This window comes from Stenotrophomonas sp. ATCM1_4 (assembly GCF_004348115.1).
GTDB classification, from domain to species: domain Bacteria; phylum Pseudomonadota; class Gammaproteobacteria; order Xanthomonadales; family Xanthomonadaceae; genus Stenotrophomonas; species Stenotrophomonas capsici.
On the sequence record NZ_QPFB01000001.1, the window covers coordinates 2,513,849 to 2,533,234 of the forward strand.

General features: G+C 62.8%; 15 protein-coding genes. 4 read left to right on the top strand and 11 right to left on the bottom strand.

Going from position 1 to position 19,386, the window contains the following annotated elements; genetic code table 11:
* Positions 1-428 precede the first annotated feature (428 nt).
* The 7 genes from ATCM_RS11515 to ATCM_RS11555 form a co-directional block, all read right to left on the bottom strand.
* Positions 429-782 carry a hypothetical protein gene (locus ATCM_RS11515; RefSeq protein ID WP_132864664.1) on the bottom strand — a complete coding sequence of 118 codons (354 nt, stop codon included), beginning with the start codon at positions 780-782 and terminating at the stop codon, positions 429-431.
* A gap of 160 nt (positions 783-942) precedes the next feature.
* Positions 943-1,296 carry an integrase core domain-containing protein gene (locus ATCM_RS11525; protein WP_243694001.1) on the bottom strand — a complete coding sequence of 118 codons (354 nt, stop codon included), beginning with the start codon at positions 1,294-1,296 and terminating at the stop codon, positions 943-945.
* A gap of 906 nt (positions 1,297-2,202) precedes the next feature.
* Entirely contained in the window at positions 2,203-2,559 is a 357-nt protein-coding gene (locus ATCM_RS11535; protein WP_207911804.1) for a hypothetical protein, read from the bottom strand.
* Positions 2,556-3,431 (bottom strand): hypothetical protein, encoded by an 876-nt coding sequence (locus ATCM_RS11540; protein WP_207911805.1) that lies wholly within the window; start codon positions 3,429-3,431, stop codon positions 2,556-2,558. Before ATCM_RS11540 ends, ATCM_RS11535 begins: the two co-directional genes overlap by 4 nt.
* Positions 3,432-3,703: 272 nt before the next feature.
* The gene (locus tag ATCM_RS11545; RefSeq protein WP_132864666.1) at positions 3,704-4,984 is read right to left on the bottom strand and encodes a site-specific integrase; all 1,281 of its coding nucleotides are present in this window, start codon (positions 4,982-4,984) and stop codon (positions 3,704-3,706) included.
* A gap of 130 nt (positions 4,985-5,114) precedes the next feature.
* Positions 5,115-5,657 carry a single-stranded DNA-binding protein gene (locus tag ATCM_RS11550; RefSeq protein ID WP_132864667.1) on the bottom strand — a complete coding sequence of 181 codons (543 nt, stop codon included), beginning with the start codon at positions 5,655-5,657 and terminating at the stop codon, positions 5,115-5,117.
* A 137-nt stretch (positions 5,658-5,794) separates the two neighbouring features.
* A complete protein-coding gene (locus ATCM_RS11555) occupies positions 5,795-6,391 on the bottom strand; it encodes a DUF2239 family protein (RefSeq protein WP_132864668.1) in 597 nt (198 codons plus the stop codon).
* Between the two features lie 79 nt (positions 6,392-6,470).
* Here ATCM_RS11555 and ATCM_RS11560 point away from each other — a divergent pair, with 79 nt between their 5' ends.
* Positions 6,471-6,815 carry a GIY-YIG nuclease family protein gene (locus ATCM_RS11560; protein WP_132864669.1) on the top strand — a complete coding sequence of 115 codons (345 nt, stop codon included), beginning with the start codon at positions 6,471-6,473 and terminating at the stop codon, positions 6,813-6,815.
* A 72-nt stretch (positions 6,816-6,887) separates the two neighbouring features.
* Positions 6,888-7,925: a LacI family DNA-binding transcriptional regulator gene (locus tag ATCM_RS11565; RefSeq protein WP_132864670.1), complete on the top strand. Its 1,038-nt coding sequence runs from the start codon at positions 6,888-6,890 to the stop codon at positions 7,923-7,925.
* Positions 7,926-8,050: 125 nt separating this feature from the next.
* Here ATCM_RS11565 and ATCM_RS11570 read toward each other — a convergent pair whose 3' ends face one another.
* The 3 genes from ATCM_RS11570 to ATCM_RS11580 all read right to left on the bottom strand — a co-directional run bounded on the left by ATCM_RS11570 (position 8,051) and on the right by ATCM_RS11580 (position 11,729).
* On the bottom strand, positions 8,051-8,431 hold the full coding sequence (locus ATCM_RS11570) for an SseB family protein (RefSeq protein ID WP_132864671.1): 381 nt from the start codon (positions 8,429-8,431) through the stop codon (positions 8,051-8,053).
* 104 nt (positions 8,432-8,535) lie between these two features.
* Positions 8,536-10,248: an alpha-amylase family glycosyl hydrolase gene (locus ATCM_RS11575; protein WP_132864672.1), complete on the bottom strand. Its 1,713-nt coding sequence runs from the start codon at positions 10,246-10,248 to the stop codon at positions 8,536-8,538.
* A complete protein-coding gene (locus ATCM_RS11580) occupies positions 10,248-11,729 on the bottom strand; it encodes an MFS transporter (RefSeq protein ID WP_132864673.1) in 1,482 nt (493 codons plus the stop codon). Before ATCM_RS11580 ends, ATCM_RS11575 begins: the two co-directional genes overlap by 1 nt.
* 197 nt (positions 11,730-11,926) lie before the next feature.
* Between ATCM_RS11580 and ATCM_RS11585 the strand changes: the two genes are divergently transcribed.
* Together ATCM_RS11585 and ATCM_RS11590 are read left to right on the top strand one after the other, a co-directional pair.
* Positions 11,927-13,993: a glycoside hydrolase family 97 protein gene (locus tag ATCM_RS11585; protein WP_132864674.1), complete on the top strand. Its 2,067-nt coding sequence runs from the start codon at positions 11,927-11,929 to the stop codon at positions 13,991-13,993.
* 336 nt (positions 13,994-14,329) lie between these two features.
* The gene (locus ATCM_RS11590; RefSeq protein WP_132864675.1) at positions 14,330-17,092 is read left to right on the top strand and encodes a TonB-dependent receptor; all 2,763 of its coding nucleotides are present in this window, start codon (positions 14,330-14,332) and stop codon (positions 17,090-17,092) included.
* Between the two features lie 558 nt (positions 17,093-17,650).
* Here ATCM_RS11590 and ATCM_RS11595 read toward each other — a convergent pair.
* The gene (locus ATCM_RS11595) at positions 17,651-19,264 is read right to left on the bottom strand and encodes an alpha-glucosidase (protein WP_132864676.1); all 1,614 of its coding nucleotides are present in this window, start codon (positions 19,262-19,264) and stop codon (positions 17,651-17,653) included.
* Between the last annotated feature and the right edge of the window lie 122 nt (positions 19,265-19,386).

Here is a 19,386-nt window from a genome sequence, read left to right on the forward strand (position 1 = left end):
CTTCCGCTGCACGACATCAGTATGACCCACGACCTCACTCTTCTGATAAGCCTGAATTGCCTTATATCCATTCGAGACATCGGGATTCCACCCTGTTACCACACAGGCGGCAAGCAGAGAACTCAATCCCACTACAATTAATACAAATGCGACCCTCATGGCGCCCCTCTCAACTTGATTAAAATCTGAATGACATCCGACAAAACCAAATCAGATAGCGCAAACGGCGCTACCACCGGGATCGCAACGACTGTCGTTACGCCAGAAGCCAGCTTCTGTGACTTGGTTCGATCGGTCGCTGTATTACCATCACTGCCATACCATCCCCATATCTGCCGCCCCTTCTTCCTCCTGAGACCAGCCCGGCGACACCACATTCCATTGATGGAAAACTCGGAGACACCTCAGGGCCAGAGTCGTTCTTTTCCTCAAACCCACACACTCGCATCGTGTAAAAATCGCCAAATACGTCTTTTCCCAACCTTCGTTTTGACTAGTGAAGAAATGGTATTCACCTCTCGCGCCGCGAAAATCGCCCACCACGGACGGCCATCCTGCAAACTATCAAAAGGCGTGACGATAGTCCTTAAAACGCCCTTCCCATACAGAAGCCAGAGCATCTCGGAAATATATTCATCCTTCAATGCTACGAGCATTTCGAAATATTCCCCTTCAAACTCACGCGGCCTTACCATCCGCCAAGACTTAAGAAATTCCTGATTAATACAATCCATAGATGGATCATCAGCACCAAGAGACTGAGAATGGACATGCGAGCCCAATATCCTTCACCTTTACATAATAAATATCCATTAAATCCGGACCAATGAGACACCCTCCCGATCCTTGCTCAGCCCATGCCACTAATGCAGCGACATGGGCCGCATCCGGGGTCATCATCTTCAGCCCCTGGTGCACGCGCTGTTGGTGATAGAAGGCGATTCAGCCACCGATCACCCACAAGGCGTGGGTCTGGCTTTCGAAGCGACTTCGATGCACGCACTGCTCCTTCAATGTCCGGATCACGCGCTCTACCATCCCGTTCTGTTGCGGACAGTGCAGCATGATGAACTCATGCTTCAGGCCGTAGCCGCCCACCAGGCGGGTGTAGTTGCGACTGGTGAATACCAGACCGCTGTCCGAGCGCAGTTCGAACGGCTCTCGCACACGGCCCAGTGCGCCGTAGCAGGTAATACGCACCTGCTCCAGGGCGGCGGACGCGGCGCTGGCCTTACCGGTCCGTGACAGATGCCAACCCAGCAGCTGCCGGGCATGGCAGTCGATCGCCAGCGCCAAGCTGAGCCATTGAGACAGAAATGCTTCTCACGGTAACCTTTCCAGAATTACTTAGGCGAAATAGCCCCCCACCCAACCGCACGTATAAATCTCAAAACCGCCCTGAGGGAGCAACCACACAACTTAATTGCAAAACCCCGTCGGCCGCCCTCTATTCGTACAATCTTCCGGACTACGAATCGCGTACCCTTTGGACTTCATGCAATTGCCGATACGAATCCTTCGCTCCATGACTTGCTGAGTCGTCATCCCCGGATATACAACATTACCATCAAGATTTCCCTCGTTATAATTCATGACGCCACACTCGAATGCATCCCTCTTTCGCTGAATAGAATCAGTCCGCCCTATCGTCTCGATCTTCTGATAGGCCTGAATCGCCTTATATCCGTTATAGACATCAGGATTCCACCTACTTACGACACAGGCCGTCAGCGAAAACCCCAGCCCAACAGAAACTAGTGCAACCAGAATTCTCACGGCAGCCTTCCCAGCCCAATCAAAACCTGCATCAGATCCGACGAAACCAAATCGGACAGCGCAAACGGCACAGCCACGGGGATGCAACGACTTTTGTTACGCCAGAAGCAAGCTCTAATGCTCTTTGCGTAACGCCTAGCACTCATAACCATCGCGGCCAAAGCCATAACTTATAGCTTCGGAGCGCTCATGCAATTCCAGGCGATTCATCACCTATTAACATCTGAAACCCCAAAACTTAAAACATTAACCACCGCAACAACAAGCACCGACAAAAGGCAGCAAAGGAGTCGGGCCTTCGAAAAATCGAACTCTTCCCACTCATTTTTAAACGCAATGTCGATGGCGCCACCCGCCAATAACTCAACTGCTTTCCTGGAAACACACGTCACTCTCGATGCAAATTTTCGAAGAAAAAACGCATTGTCAGTTACAAAAACCGGTTGGCCTGCCCTTACTGGTGCAGTTCACAGGATCGTCAATGATGTACCCCTTCGATTTCATACAATTGTCGATGCGAACTCTTCGCTCCATCACCTGTTGAATCGTCATTCCCGGATACTGCACTGAACCATCAAGAGATCCTTCGTTATAATTCAACACCCCACAATCAAGAGCATCTTTCCTTCGCTGGTTTGCATCAGTATGGCCTATTGCACCCTCTTTCTGGTACGCCTGAATTACCTTGTATCCATTAGAGGTATCAGCATTCCATCCACCCACGACGCAAGCCGTCAACAAAATCCCCAATCCAACAGGAGCAAGAAAGAATAGATTTCTCACGGCAGCCCTCCCAACCCGACCAAAACCTGAATAACATCCGACGAAATCAAGTCAGATAGCGCAAAGGGTGCAGCCACCGGAATGGCAATCACTGTCGTTACGCTAGAAGCCAATTTCTGCGACTTGGTTCTATCGACTGCTGTATTTCCATCATCACCATACCAGCCCCATATCTGCCCACCCAACAAATCATGCGTCCCAGCAAAAGCCTCCACCAACGTGTCGGAGAAGCTGCCCGACCCATAGGGAACGACCTTGTTAAATGGAAAATACCATGCCCCTTTCACGGGCTGGAACCCTCCTGTTGGCCCATGTATATCTTTGGATGCCTTTAAATCCCTTTCGAAAGAATCATATGTCGGATATTTATCGCTGCCTGTAAAAACATAGTTTCCATTATCATCAGCAATCAACTTATTATCACCATCACGACGACACCTATGATTATCCTTGCCACAGATTGCATCCGTATCTAAGCGCACGCCTCCCAACTTAACACCATCAAACGCGCCACTGTCATAGGAGACGTTATTGATGACCGTGCCATTTGCATCTATCACCATCCCCGGCGACTTCCGCGAGTTTGCCAGTGTCTCTTCGCGCATCGCGGTGGCAGCCAGTTGCAGAGTGCCTTGGGTGATGGCTGCGGCCGGGTCCGCCGACACGATATTGATGACTGTTTCAAGGAAACGTCGTTGGTACTGGAGCTTGTAGATCTCGTCGTACAACACGGTCTTTTCCTCCTCCGTCGTCGCCTGCTTGATCTGCTCCCGCAGTGCCGCTTGCTTTGCATCCGCATAGGCGTTAACCATGCCACGACTATTCTGCTGGAAGTTCTGAGTCACTTGCACCTGAATATTCAGTTCCTTCATCACCGTGTCGGCATCGAACCTATCACTCAGGTAGCTGTTGGAACGTCAACCTTAGATGGGCGGACGCCATCCTTTCCGCGTACCACACAAGTACGGCTTTCGCCGAAGTCTCCAAGCCACTTGAAAAACAAAGATTCGAGAATCGAAAGCTGATCACCTCAGAAACGTCTCGATACATCCAGTGATCGAGCTGTGGATTAAACTCCACCCCGCTCGGCGTCCGCGCCTTACTCGGGATCGATAGAGGGGCCACGACACTATTACGTTTAGCCTTACTCATCACTATGCCCATCTGCAACAATTCTTTTCTGCATTGCGAGTGAAGCTTCTCTCGCCTTTCTACGAATGTGACGCCTGGTGTATACAGCTGCATGGCCGGACGTCGACGACCATCCCATCAGATAGCTTCGGTACTTTTGCTCCTCCGCCGACGTCACTCTCGCCGTATCCATCTGCCTAGAAAACATGTCATTCCACGTATGTCGGAGAAGGTGTGGTGAAAGATTCTTTGGCAAATCTGGACACGCGGTGCGCAGCACCTCAAATACCTTCTCCGCAGCAGCAACAGTGAGCGGCTTTCCGCTTCGGCTCGCCGCGAACAGAAAGCTGTGCGCCCTTGACTTCGGCAAACCCGATCGATGCTCAAGAATGTACGCATTGGTTTGAACAAGGAGATTTTCCTGCAGTTGAAGAACCCTTGCTCGAGTTTTGGTTTGGGGTTGATTTCGCCTAGGATCCTCTGGGTCATCCGCGCGCCGATGGATTGTGACTTCGCCTAATCGGCTGTCGATATCTGAGTTGCGCACCCCAAGCGCCTCTCCAATCCTCAATCCAAGATTCAACAGCCACCGCACCAGAAGCGCATTCCGATAGCGAGTGTGCTCATCGCGCCACGGGTTGTCGGCGCAGGCAGGATCGGTCACTCGCAGCAGCTCTTGCACCTGCCTGTCGGATAGCCCCTCCCGCTCAACTCCGATGCCGGCTGCCGGCGAGCAGCGCATCCGACTATCCAATGCCCTGAACGTGATCTCCGTAGCGCTCTGAAGGCGGGCAAGGAATGCGTTCGACGCGCCATTTCGGCTTCGACGATCATCTGCCAGCCAAGCAAGGTAGCTACGGATATACAACAGACGCGTGGACGCAACCTGAGGGGCCACTTCCTTTAAGCGTTGTCCAGGAGGCCTGGTGCGCACGGCCTCCTTTGCTAGGGCTGGCTTCTTGCTTTGAGTGCAAGAGACAGTCGTCCTGGAGCCGAGCTCCGCCAACGGTTGCCGGCTACTACGTATGAGCCCCTCAACCTCAGCAACCGAAAGAAGTTCTCCATACTCCAGACGACTGTCGATGTCGATCCGACGTGCAGCCAAGAAATGTTCAAGAACCACGATCGCACGCAGCACGTTGCTGATCGTGTTAGTTGAGAGATTTCTACCGCGAACCTGAGTCAGCGCAAACACGGTGGGGCGAAAGAGCGGGCATCCATGCTCATCCAGCAGTACCGGAAAGCGTTCGCCAGAGGCGAACACGACGATCCGAACACGAAATGCCGGCTCCATCGTTTACATCCTCTACTGCTAGAAGATTGGACTCAGACTAGCAAGAAGCAAAAATCTCCGCGTAAACAGAAAAACCCCAGCAAGTACAATGACTTACTGGGGTTTGTTTGCATCGCTGCACTATTAAAAATTAGAACGGAATATCGTCGTCGGCAAAATCGTCCATCGGCGGCGCCGACTGCTGGGCCGGTGCCGGGCGCTGCTGCTGGCGCTGGCCGCCGCCGTAACCGCCGCCCTGGTCCTGGTTGCCGTAGCCGCCACCGCCCTGCTGGCGTGGGGCCGACTGGCGCTGCGGGCGATCGCCACCGAAGTTGCCGCCGCCACCGCCGCCGCCTTCACCACGGCCGCCGAGCATCTGCATCTCGTTGGCGACGATGTCGGTGGAGTACTTCTCCACGCCATCCTGGCCGGTGTACTTGTCGTAGCGCAGCTCGCCTTCGACGTAGACCTGCGAACCCTTGCGCAGGTATTCACCGGCGATCTCGCCGAGCTTGCCGAAGAACACCACGCGGTGCCATTCGGTGCGCTCCTGGTTGTTGCCATCGCGGTCCTTGCGGACGCTGGTGGTGGCAAGGCTCACGCGGGTGATGGCCATGCCGGCCTGGGTGTACTTGGTGTCCGGGTCGTTGCCGAGGTTGCCGACCAGGATGACTTTATTGATGCCGCGGGCCATAGGATTGTTTCTTCCGTTGGGAGCCAGGATCCGCGCCGACGGTGCTGCGGCCGGCGCAAAGGGGTCCTGACAAGGGGACTGGGGGATGCGTAACGCGGGATGTTAACACCGCGGCCCGCGTTCACCCGCGCTCGCGATCAATCCTCGGCCTCGGCCGACACGCTGCCGAGGTAATCGCGCAGGTCCTGCGGCCATTGGGCGATGGAGCGGGCAAAACCGGCCTCGTCGCCGGCGAACAGCAGGCGGCTGGCCTCCTCGAAGCCCGGCATGTCCCCGGCCAGGGTGGACATGGCCTTGTAACGGGCCTCCGGTGAGGCCGGGAGACCCTGCTCCTGCTCGCGCCGGCGGGCTTCATCCACCAGCCGGCGCAACGCCTGCGAGGCCCCGCCGCGTTGGCTGGCCAGCCATTCCCAATGCCGCGGCAGCAGGGTCACCTCGCGGGCCACCACGCCCAGCCGGGGACGACCGCGTTCACGTGGGGCGGCAGCCTCCTGCGGCGCGGCCAGCGCAGGTGCCAGACGGGCCTGCAGGCGCTCCAGCACCTGAGCCAGCCCACCACGCAGGTCCAGGTCAACCGTTTCCCCGGAGCCATCGTTGAGCAGCAGCAATGGCCGTCCATCGGCCCCCACGCCAACGCGCGCCACGGCCTCGGCCACCACCTGCTGCAGCGGCCCCCTCGCCAGCAGCTGGTGCCCCTCGAACAGGGCGTGCGGCGCGTTCAGCGGATCGTTCATAGCACCTCTATTTTAATCCGGGTAATATCTACAGCTGAATTACACCCGGGCAATATTGCCACATCTTCGAGAATCCCTCATGGACAAACAAACCCGCCGTCAGCAAAGCGCCGACTACAAGCGGCAGGAAGTACAAAGCGGCATCTACCAGATCCACTGCACCGCCACCGATACGCGCTGGGCAGGCATCGCCCTGAACCTGTCCGCGATCCGCAACCGGCTGTGGTTCGGCCTGCGCCAGGGCAGCCATCCGCACCGGCAACTGCAGCAGGCCTGGGCCACGCACGGTGCCGACGCATTCCAGTGGGAGCCGATCCTTGCGTTGGAAGAAGACCCGGAGCGGCTGGATTTCGAGCGCGACCGCCTGCTGCGTGACGCGTTGGAACAGCACTGCCTGCAGAGCGGCGCAACGCCATTGCGTTGAGCGCCCGCATGGCCGGTGGCGGCAACGCATTTGCATGGCATGATGCCCGGCGACCTCTTCCCGCGGCACATGATGACCATCAAAGGCAAAGCCACCTCCCTGGATATCGCACACATGGCCGGCGTCTCGCAGCCGACCGTGTCGCGTGCCCTGCGTGGCAGCCCGATGGTGAACGCCGAGACGCGCAAGCGCATCCTGGAGATCGCGCGCCAGCTGAACTACAAGGTCGACAAGAACGCTTCCAGCCTGCGCTGCCAGCAATCCGGCACGCTGGCGCTGCTGTTCTTCGAGGACCCCACCCCGGACGATTCGCTGATCAACCCGTTCTTCCACTCGATGCTGGGTTCGATCACCCGTGCCTGCGCGCTGCATGGGCATGACCTGCTGGTGTCCTTCCAGCAGCTGTCCAGCGACTGGCATGCCGACTTCGAGGACAGCAACAAGGCCGACGGCATCATCCTGCTCGGCTACGGTGATTACCACGAGTCGGTGGAACGGCTGGAGCGGCTGGTCGAACAGGGCACGCACTTCGTCCGCTGGGGCGCGGCGCTGCCGGGCCAACCCGGGGTATCGGTGGGCAGTGACAACTTCCAGGGCGGGTTCGACATCACCACCCACCTGCTCGACCAGGGCTGCCGGCGCATTGCCTTCCTGGGCCATGCCGACAGCCATTACCCGGAGTTCGCCGAGCGTTACCGCGGCCATGCCGAAGCCCTGCGCGCGCGCGGGCTGACGCCGGAGGCCGCGCTGCAGCACGATGCCATCACCACCGAGGATTCCGGCCATAACGCCTGCCTGGCCCTGCTGGACCGCGGCGAGCGTTTCGACGCGGTCTGCGCCGCCAGCGACCTGATCGCCATCGGCGCGCTGCGTACGCTGCGCGAGCGCGGCCTGCGCGTGCCGGACGACGTGGCGGTGACCGGGTTCGACGATATTCCGCTGGCCGGTTCGGTATCGCCGGCGTTGACCACGGTGCAACAGGACACCAAGCAGGCCGGCCAGTTGCTGGTGGAAAAACTGCTGGGGCTGATCGCGCGCGAGCCGGTGGAGGGCATCAACATCCCGGTGAAGCTGGTGGTGCGGGAATCGTCGCGCCGACAAGCCTTGTAGAAGCGGCTTCCGTGGCGATGCCGAGAGCGAAGAAGCCAGTACCCTGGCCGTAGTTGCTGTTTTCCCCTGGGGCTGACGACGTGGTCGGCTTCGCGGCTGAAGCCGTTCCTACCCAGGCACGTTGGTCAACTGAAGTCCTTGAGGATCTCCTGCAAGCCAGCCGGCGAGATCTCGAAGCCCAGCGAAGTACCGGGATTGACCACCACGCCATAACCGCCCGGTACGCGGCGCAGTACTTCGAACATCAACATGCGGATGTTGTGCGGCGCCTGCTGGGTGTGGAAACCGACGCGCGACATGTCGGTGAATACCGCCACATGCAGGACGCCCTGCTTGTCGAACAGCAACGGGTCGAAGCCACTGCCGTCGGGCGTGACCAGGCTGCCGGTGAGCAGCACGACTTCCGAGGCGACAAACGCCTGCATGAAGGCCTTGATCGGCAGCTTGCCGTCCATCGCGGTCTGCAGCAGCGTTTCGATGGGGGTCTGCGGGGAAAGCTCGTTCATGGGTACTGCGTGGGGATGCGGGGATGTGGATTGTAGCGGGTGGCTGGTTGCAGCGACCCTCTCCCCAACCCCTCTCCCGCTTGCGGGAGAGGGGCTTTGGTTGGTCAGCGCTTCAGGTGTTGGTTGCGGGCCTGCTGGTCGGCCATTGCGGCATCCAGCTGTGCTTTCAACTCGGCCTGCTGTACCTCGCCTTCCAGCACGAACACCTTGATGCCATGGGCCGGCACGTCGGTCTTCAAGGTGCGCCGCACGGTCAACGTGCCGCCGTCCAACGCGTCGCGCCATTGTCCGGCCTGCAGGTAGCGGCTCACCTCGAACGCCTGCGCCGTGTCCCCCTTGTTGAGCAGCACCAGCGCGGTCTGCGCGGTGTCGCCCTGTTGCAGCACGCGGAAGAACACCGCCTGGTCGCCCTGCAGGCGTTCGTTGACCTGCAGGCCGCGCTGCAGCGCCGGGGTGGCCTGGCGCAGCCGCGCGATGCGCTGCAGGGGGCCGAAGATCGGGCTCTGCGGCGCATGGGCAATGCGCTCCTGGCCGAAGTAGGCGCGGTTGCCGGCGTGCTCGGCGCGGCCACGCATGAAGCCGGTCTCCGAGCCGTAGTACAGCACCGGGATGCCGCGTGCGGTGAACAGCCAGTTGTGCGCGTCGATGAACCCGGCATCGGTCGCGTCCAGGCGCGCCATGTCGTGGTTGTCGTAGAAGCTCATCAGCTCGTACGGATTGGCGTACGGCCCGCCGGTCAGGTGCAACGGTTCGGACAGGGCCTCGAAGCCCTTCTGCTCCTTGCCGAATACCGCCGACATCGCGCCGCGTAGCGGGAAATCCAGCACGCTGACATTGGCGTTGCCTGGCCAGGTGTGCTCGGCGATCTTGCTGGCGTCGTAGTCGAAGGCTTCGCCGAACATGAACATGCCCGGGTGCTGCGCGCGGATGCGCTGCACGAACGCGTGCCACCACGGGTGCGGCAGCCAGCCGATGGTGTCGATGCGCAGCGCGTCCACGCCCTGCCCCGTCCATTGCAGGTAGGCACCGACCAGGTAGTCCATCACCGCCGGGTTGTGCTCGTTGAAGTCGGACAGCTCGGCCAGGTTGCCATCGAAGATCGAGCCCTTGCTGCCATCGACCGGGCCGATGTTGTTGTAGAACGCATGCAGCCGGTTGTGCGTGGGGTCGAGCTTGTCCGGCGGCAGGTTCTGGTGGTCGGCGATCAACCGGCCATCCTTGTCGAAGATCTGGCCGAACTGCGGCTGGGCGGTCGGCTTGGTCCAGGCCGGCGAGCCATGGTTGCCGACGATGTCCAGCACCACCTTCAGCCCGGCACCGTGCAGGCCCTGGGTCAGGCCGGCGAAGTCCAGGCCGGCACTGGGCAGGTGTTCGTCCAGTCTGTAGAAGTTCACGCCCCAGTAGCCGTGGTAGCCGGTCTTGCCCCGGTCGGTCAGCGTGCTGGTGCAGCTGATCGGCTTGCTGCCGGTGAAGGCCTGGTCCGGGTTGTCGACGATCGGGGTGATCCACACCGCGCCGAAGCCGAGCCCGCGGATGTAGCCGGCATTGTCGAGCAGGCCCTTGAAGTCACCGCCGAGGTAGCCGATGTTGCCGTCGATCTTGTCCGGGCACGGCACCGGGATGTCGAAGGTGCGGTGCGCGCCGCCCTGGTCACGGTGGTCGTTGGCGGTGTCGCCGTTGACGAAGCGGTCGGTGACCACGAAGTACACCGCATCGCTGGCGAAGGGCTCGGACGTACCCACGTAGTCCGGCCGCGCGGCCAGGACGGGAGCGGCGGCCAGCGCCAACGAGACTGCCACCGACAAACGCATGCGCATCACACCACCTCCGGTTGCGACGGAACCCGCAGCACGCACAGGCCGGCGACGAACAGGCTGCAGCCGCCCAGCACCAGCACATGCATCGGCACGCCGCCCAGCCAGCTGCGCAGGGCAAAGCCCAGCGCACTGGCCGCGACCAGCTGCGGGATCACGATGAAGAAATTGAAGATGCCCATGTACACGCCCATCTTGGTGGACGGCACGCTGTCGGACAGCAGGGCGTACGGCAGCGACAGGATCGAGGCCCATGCAAAGCCGACGCCGACCATCGACAGCAGCAGCCACGCCGGGTCGCTGATGAACATCAGCGAGACCAGGCCCAGCCCTCCCAGCCACAGGTTGACCAGGTGGCTCCAGCGCAGGCCCATCACCCGCACCATCAGCGGGATCACCAGCGCGGCCAGCGCGGCGAAGCCGTTGTAGGCACCGAACAGCACGCCCACCCAGTTGGCCCCTTCGTTGTAGGCCGCCGATTGCGGGTCGGTGGAGCCGAAATGGGTGCCGGCGACTGCGGCGGTGGTGTAGATCCACATCGCGAACAGGGCGAACCACGAGAAGAACTGCACCCAGGCCAGCCGACGCATGGTGGTGGGCATGGTGCGCAGGTCGCCGACGATGGTGGCCAGCATGTGCGTGCCCGGCAGCATCCGGGCCACGCCCAGCAGCAGGCCATAGGCCGCGCACAGGCCGGCCAGCACGTACAGCATGCGGTCGCCCTGCCGCCAGGCGATCAATGCCGCCAGCAACACGCCCAGCCCCAGCCAGCCGAGGATGTGGTTCCCGCGCGGCGGGCCGATCACCGGCGCGGCCGCATGCAGCGGCGAGGGTTCGGCATCGTCGAAACCGGCCAGCTCGGCCGGCGAGTACTCACGGGTGCTGACCACCGTCCAGGTGATCGCGGCCAGCAGCACGGCGGCACCGAAGTAGAACGCATAGCGCACGGTGTCCGGCACCTGCCCCGGCGCGGCGGTGTTGGCCACGCCGAAGTGGGCCAGCAGGTACGGCAGGAAGCTGGCGACGATGGCCCCCACGCCGATGAAGAAACTCTGCATCGCGTAGCCGCTGGGACGCTGCCGCGGCGAAAGCTGGTCGCCGACGAAGGCGCGGAACGGCTCCATCGACACGTTTATCGAGGCATCCAGCACCCACAGCGTGCCGGCCGCGATCCACAGCGTCGGTGAATTGGGCATCACCAGCAGGGCCAGCGTGGTCAGCACCGCGCCGATCATGAAGAACGGGCGGCGGCGTCCCCAGCGCGTCCAGGTGCGGTCGGACAGGTAGCCGATCACCGGCTGTACCAGCAAGCCAGTCAGCGGCGCGGCGATCCAGAGCCCCGGCACTGCCTCCATCGAGGCCCCCAGGGTCTCGAAGATGCGGCTGGCATTGGCGTTCTGCAGTGCAAAGCCGAACTGGATGCCCAGGAAGCCGAAGCACATGTTCCAGATCTGCCAGAACGACAATTGCGGTTTGCTTTTCATCAAGCGGTTCCCCCCTCCGGGAATCACGGATGCGATGTACGGGCGCCGTTGCGCCGGGCCATGGTAGAGGCGTGGTGGCGGATGCGCACCGCCGGTGCATACGTATTCAGTGCCCCTGCCGGCCATGACGCCCTGCACCAACTGGAATAGTGGTGGCACCTGCTTCCCGTTCCTGCACCCCGGAGTTGATACCCGACATGGCACCGCCACGCCCGTCCTCCCGCCTGTTCCGCCTGAAACTCGCCTTCACCCTGCTGCTGGCCGGCCTGCCCGCCGCACACGCGGCCGAACTGGCCCGCGTCAGCTCGCCCGGCGACGTACTCACCGTCACCCTCGAATCGCAGCATGAAGGGCGCCTGGCCTACCGGGTGGAGCGCAACGGTGAGGCGGTGATCGCGCCCTCGCGGCTGGGCTTCCTGCTCGACAGCGGCCGGCTGGAGCGCAACCTGGCACTGACCGGGCAGGCGCGCCGCAGCGTCGACGAAACCTGGGAGCAACCCTGGGGCGAACGCCGCCTCACCCGCAACCACTACAACGAACTGCGCGCCAGCTTCACCGAGAAGGCCCCCTCGGGCGTCGCTCACGGGCGCCGCTTCGACGTGGTGTTCCGCGTCTACGACGATGGCGTGGGCTTCCGCTACGAGTTCCCGCAGCAACCGGCGATGCAGCAGGCACGGATCAACGCCGAGCTGACCGAATTCGCCCCGGCGCGACCGGCCACGGCCTGGTGGATCCCCGCCTTCGAGTGGAACCGCGAGGAGTACCTGTACCACCGCACCCCGCTCAACCAGATCGGTACCGCGCAGACCCCGCTCACACTGCGCAGCGACAACGGCCTGCACCTGTCCATCCACGAAGCCGCGCTGGTCGACTACGCGGGCATGAACCTGGCCCGTGGCGATGGCGACGTGCTGCGCGCTGCGCTGACCCCGTCCAGCAACGGCGCGCCGGTGGTCCGCGCACTGCCGTTCAACACCCCGTGGCGCACGCTCCAGGTCGGCGAGAAGGCCGGTGACCTGGTCGAATCCAGCCTGATCCTCAACCTCAACGAGCCCAATGCCATCGGCGACGTGAGCTGGTTCACGCCGGCCAAGTACGTCGGTGTCTGGTGGTCGCTGCACCTGGAAACCGAAACCTGGGCGACCGGCCCGAAGCACGGTGCCACCGCCGCCAACACCCGTCGTTACATCGATTTCGCCGCCGCCAATGGCTTCCGTGGCGTGCTGGTCGAAGGCTGGAACCCGGGCTGGGACGGGGACTGGTTCGCCAACGGCTGGGGCTTCGACTTCACCCGCCCCACCGCCGACTTCGACCTGCCGGGCCTGGCGCGCTACGGCGCGGACAAGGGCGTGCACCTGATCGGCCACCACGAAACCGCCTGCGCGGTCAGCCACTACGAGCGCCAACTGCCGGCCGCGCTGGACCTGTATGCGCGCAATGGCGTTGACGTGGTCAAGACCGGTTACGTCTGCGACGCCGGCGACATCCAGCGCCAGGACAGGGCCAGTGGCCCGGTGGTGCGCGAGTGGCACGAAGGCCAGTGGATGAGCAACCACAACCTGCGCGTGCTCAGGCAGGCCGCAGACAGGCACATCGCGATCAACTCGCACGAGCCGATCAAGGACACCGGCCTGCGCCGTACCTGGCCCAACTGGGTCTCGCGCGAGGGCGCGCGCGGCATGGAATTCAATGCCTGGGGCAACCCGCCGAACCCGCCCGGCCACGAGGCCACGCTGGTGTTCACCCGCATGCTCGGCGGGCCGATGGACTACACCCCCGGCATCGTCAGCCTGAAGGGCCGCAACGGCCTGCCACTGCGCAGCACCCTGGCCAAGCAGCTGGCGCTGTACGTGGTGCTGTACAGCCCGATCCAGATGGTGGCCGACCTGCCCGAGCATTACGCCCAGCACCCGGACGCCTTCCAGTTCATCAAGGACGTGGCGGTCGACTGGGAACAGAGCCACGTGCTCAACGGCGAGGTAGGCCAGTACGTGACGCTGGCGCGCAAGGCACGCGGCTCGGAGGAATGGTTCATCGGCAGCGTCGGTGACGAGCAACCGCATTCCCTGCAGGCCTCGCTGTCGTTCCTGGATCCCAAGCGCCGCTACCGCGCCGAGATCTACCGCGACGGCGACGGTGCCAACTGGGAGACCCGGCCATTTGCCTTCGTCCGCGAGACCCGCGAAGTGCGCAGCAGTGACAGCCTGGCCCTGCCGCTGGGCGCCGGCGGTGGCGCGGCGGTGCGGCTGGTGCCGCTGGACTGACCCGCGACGCCCCGCAGGAACGGCCCCGGCCGCGTGGCTGGCCAGACCGATCCGCAAGGACGGAGCGCAACTTCAGATGCCCGGTGGCGGCGTTGGCAATGGCTTCGCGGCCGGGGCCGCGCCTGCGGGCATCGCTCGCCTGCCGGAAGCGTTTTCACCGCCATTCCACCACCGCAAAACCCATTGAATACGTATGCAGGGCGATTCCGTGACGTTGCCCGCTGATTACCATGCGAGACATGTCGCAGGCAGCCCCATCGCACCGCCGACACGTGCACGGAGACCACTCCGGCATGCAGAAAAAAACAATCCGACGACATTACCTGGGAGGGGAGAATGTTGAACACCAAGCGCAACCTGTTGAGCGCGGCGCTCGCGTCCGCCATCGCACTGACCGCCACCGGCGTACAGGCGCAAACCGCCGACGAAACCGCCAAGAAGGCCGACGCCACCGACCTGGACACGGTCACCGTCACCGGCATCCGCCGCGGCATCGAGAGCGCCATCTCGGTCAAGCGTGATTCCACCTCGATCGTGGAAGCCATCTCGGCCGAGGACATCGGCAAGCTGCCGGACGTGAGCATCGCCGAATCGATCGCCCGCCTGCCCGGCCTGGCCGCCCAGCGCGTCGCCGGCCGCGCCCAGGTCATCAGCGTGCGCGGCCTGTCGCCCGACTTCGCCACCACGCTGCTCAACGGGCGCGAGATGGTCAGCACCGGCGACAACCGCAGCGTCGAGTTCGACCAGTACCCGTCGGAACTGATCAGCGGCGTCACCGTCTACAAGACCCCGGACTCGGGCCTGGTCGGCCAGGGCCTGTCCGGCACGCTGGACATGCAGACCGTGCGCCCGCTCAGCTACGGTGACCGCGTGATCGCCATCAGCGGCCGCTACCAGAAGAACTCGCTGGGCGAAGCCGCCGGCGAAGACCCGTATGGCAACCGCATCAATGCCAGCTTCGTCGACAAGTTCGCCGACGACACCATCGGCCTGGCGATCGGTTACTCCCACTCGGAGATGTCCAAGCAGGAGAACCAGGTCGGCCTGTACGAGCCGTGGCAGGCGCTGGGGGGCGATGACTGGCGCCCGGGCGTCGCCGCCGGCACCTACTATTCCGACGGCATCAAGGCACTGCGCCGCACCGGCCACTCCAAGCGCGACGGCGTGATGGCTACCCTGCAGTTCCGTCCCAACAACACCTGGACGAGCACGCTGGACGCCTTCTACACCAAGGCCAAGGAGTACGACACCGCCAACCAGCTGGAAATCCACCTGGGCGACTACAACGGCGGCTACGGCCGGCTGGATGTCACCGACGTGGTGGTCAACGACAACGGCAGCTTCGTCAGCGGCACCGCGCACAACGTCTACCCGCTGGTGCGCGGCATGTACAACCACCGCGAAGACAGCATCAAGGCACTGGGCTGGAACAACGAGTTCAACTTCGAGCGCGTGCGCGTGGTGGCCGACGTCAGCTGGTCCAAGGCCGAGCGCGACGAGATCAACCTGGAGAACAACCTGCAGCTGTTGCCGGCACCACAGCTGGATTCGGTCAAGCTCAACTTCGGTGGCGGCAGCTTCCCGCAGTTTACCCCGGGCATGGACTACTCCGACTACAGCAAGCTGTACCTGACCAACACCATCTATGGCTCGGGCTACGGCAAGACCCCGCACGTGGACGACGAGCTGAAGGGCGTCAAGCTGATGGCGACCTTCCCGGTGCCGGACGGCTTCAACTGGTTCTCCGACTTCGACGTGGGCGTGAACTACGCCGACCGCAGCAAGAACAAGACCCAGGCCGAAGGCAACATCAACCTCGGCGCGCAGGGCATCACCAGCATCGCCGGCGACCTGCAGTACAAGCCGGTCAACCTGGGCTTTGCCGGTGCCGGCTACATCCCGGCCTGGAACGTGCCCGCCGCCGTGGCACGCTACATGGTGTTCAACCCGACCACCACCGAGAGCTACCTGATCCCGAAGCAGTGGACGGTGGACGAGGAGATCACCACCACCTTCCTGCGTGCCAACATCAGCACCCAGATCGGCTCGATCCCGGTGCGCGGCAACGTCGGCATCCAGGCCCAGCACGTGCGCCAGTCCTCCAGCTCGAACTACTGGGATGGCGGCCAGCCGGTCGGCAGCCAGGTCATCCCGATCAACGAAGGCAAGAGCTACCTCGACTTCCTGCCGAGCCTGAACCTGGCCTTCGAACTGCCGGCCGAGAACACCGTGCGCTTCGCCCTGGCCCGCCAGGTCGCACGCCCGCGCGTGGATGAGCTGCGCGCGTCGATGGAATTCGGCGTGGACACCAACAACGGCAAGCCCGGCGCCAGCGGCGGCAACCCGAACCTGGACCCGTGGGTGGCCAACGCGGTCGACCTGTCCTGGGAGAAGTACTTCGGCAACAAGGCCTACGTGGCTGCCGCGGTGTTCTACAAGGACCTGAAGACCTACATCTACACCGAGAAGCGCGACGGCTACGACTTCACCCAGCAGGTCGATGCCTGGCTGGAAGCCAACGCCATTTCGCTGCCGCCGGGCGTGGTGGTCGACAAGACCGGCACCTACACCGCGCCGTTCAACGGCAATGGTGGCAGCCTGCGCGGCGCCGAGCTGACCGCCTCGCTGCCGCTGGACCTGTTCTTCGAAGGCCTGCGCGGCTTCGGCGTAGTCGCCAGCGCCAGCTTCAACGACAGCAACATCACCATTCCACCGGACCCGGGCACCACCTCCAGCGTCGGCTCCGAGCCGATCATGCTACCGGGCCTGTCCAAGCGCGTGTACAACTTCACCGCCTACTACGAGAACAGTGGCTTCGAAGTGCGCCTGAACCAGCGCAAGCGCTCGGACTTCATCGGTGAGATCGGCAACTTCAACGGCAACCGCACCCTGCGTTACGTCAAGGGCGAGGACGTGCTGGATGCGCAGGTGGGCTACAGCTTCGGCGACGGCACGATGTTCAAGGGCCTGAGCCTGTTCCTGCAGGCCAGCAACCTGACCAACTCCAAGTACGAGACCTATGCCGGCAGCAAGGACCGTCCGCTGGAAACCGTGGAATGGGGCCGCACCTACCAGGTCGGCGTGAACTACAAGTTCTAAGCCGTTCTTGCCGGAAACACAGTCAAGGCCCGCTGCGTCTGCAGCGGGCCTTCTGCGTTGGTGGCAACGATGTCGTGGCGGGTTACCGGGATGCCGTGGTGGGGTACCGAGGAAGTGTTTCCGACCTGGCGGGAGTGCTGTCGAGGAGCAACCTGCTGGCACTGCACTGGTGCTGGTGCAGCAGCGGCGAACTCTGCCTGGGAAGTTGTGCCCTGATCTCCCCACAGGTGGGAATCACTTTGGCTTTGGCTTTTACTTTTGCTCTGCTCTGGCCTTGGCTTCGGCTTCGGCTTCGGCTTCGGCTTCGGCTTCGGCTTTCGATTCAGCATTGGCCTTGGTCATTCCCTTCTCCCGCTTGCGGGGGAAGGTGCCCGGAGGGCGGATGGGGGAGCTTTGGCTTGGCTTCAACGTTGGATTGCAGCCAAGAGCACCCTCACCCCAACCCCTCTCCCGTGAACGGGAGAGGGGCTTAAGCCACAGCAAAAGCCAAGCCAAAGCCACAGTAAAAGAAAAGGCGGAGATGCCATCTCCGCCTGCATGAAAGAGAGAAACGGGAACTCAGCTGCGACGTGCGCAGTACACCGCGTTTCCAGGCAGTACCAGTTCGCCAGCTTCCAGCGCACCGGCCACTGGACCCGGCAGCGCCAAGGCCTGCCACTCCCCGGCCGGCAGCGCATGCCGCACCGTATCCCCTGACAGATTGAACGCCAGCAGCAAGGTCTCATCACCCGCCTGACGTTCGAACAACAACACCGGCTCAGTGCTGCCCAGGAAGCGGATCGTCCCCTCCACCAACGCCGGATGCGCCTTGCGCCAGCGCAGGAAGTTGCGGAAGGCATGCAGTGTCGAATCACCGTCCGCTTCCTGCGCCTGCACTGACAGCGCGCGGTGCTCGGCCGGAATCGGCAACCACGGTTTGCCCTGGGTGAAGCCGGCCAGGGCCTGGTCCGTCCACGGCATCGGCGTGCGGCAGCCGTCGCGGCCCTTGAAGTTCGGCCAGAAGGTGATGCCGTACGGGTCCTGCAGCGCCTCGAACGGCACGTCCGCCTCGCCCAGCCCCAGCTCCTCGCCCTGGTAGATGCAGACCGAGCCACGCAGCGAGCACACCAGCGCGACCAGCATCCTGGCCAGCTGCGGATTGGCCGGGTGGCCGCCCCAACGCGTCACTGCGCGCTGCACGTCGTGGTTGGACACCGCCCAGCACGGCCAGCCGTCGCGCATGGTCGCTTCCAGCTTTTCCACGGTGCTGCGGATGTACTCCACGCTGTAGTCGTCCACCAGCAGCTCGAAGCTGTAGCCCATGTGCAAGCGGCCCGGCGCGGTGTACTCGGCGGTGGTGGCCAGCGAATCCTCCGAGGAGATCTCGCCCAGCGTCACCGCGCCCGGGTACTGGTCCAGCAACGCGCGCAGGCGCTCCAGGAAGCCGATGTTCTCCGGGCGGGTGTTGTTGTAGTAGTGGTACTGGAAGGCGTATGGGTTGTCCGGGCTGAAGCCGCGGCCAACGCGCTGGTCTTCCGGCTTGGGCGGGTTGTCGCGCAGCTGCGCGTCGTGGAAGCAGAAGTTGATGGAATCCAGGCGGAACCCGTCCACGCCCCGGTCCAGCCAGAACTTCACGTAGTCCAGCGTCGCCTGCTGCACCGCCGGATTATGGAAATCCAGGTCCGGCTGCGAGGACAGGAAGTTGTGCAGGTAGTACTGGCGGCGGCGCGGTTCCCAGCGCCAGGCCACGCCGCCGAAGATCGACAGCCAGTTGTTCGGCGGCGTGCCGTCCTCGCGCGCGTCGGCCCACACGTACCAGTCGGCCTTGGGGTTGTCGCGGCTCTCGCGGCTTTCCTTGAACCAGGCGTGCTCCACCGAGGTGTGGCTGAACACCTGGTCGATCATCACCTTCAGGCCCAGCGCATGCGCCTTGGCCAGCAGGCGGTCGAAGTCGGCCAGGTTGCCGAACAACGGGTCGACGTCACGCTGGTCGGCGATGTCGTAGCCGAAATCGGCCATCGGCGACTTGAAGAACGGCGAGACCCAGATCGCATCCACGCCCAGCGAGGCGATGTAGTCCAGGCGCTCGATGATGCCCGGCAGGTCGCCCACGCCATCCCCATCGGTATCCAGGTAACTGCGCGGATAGATCTGGTAGATGACGGCGCCGCGCCACCATGGAGTCTTCGACATCGAGCGCCCCCCTCCGGGCTTCAGGAGCCCCGCTGGGGGCTGAAAACAGATGCCGGTCAGCTTAGCGTCGCCACTTTGCCGGTGGTGTCGCTTGCATACGTATTCACTGGGCCGGAAGCGTT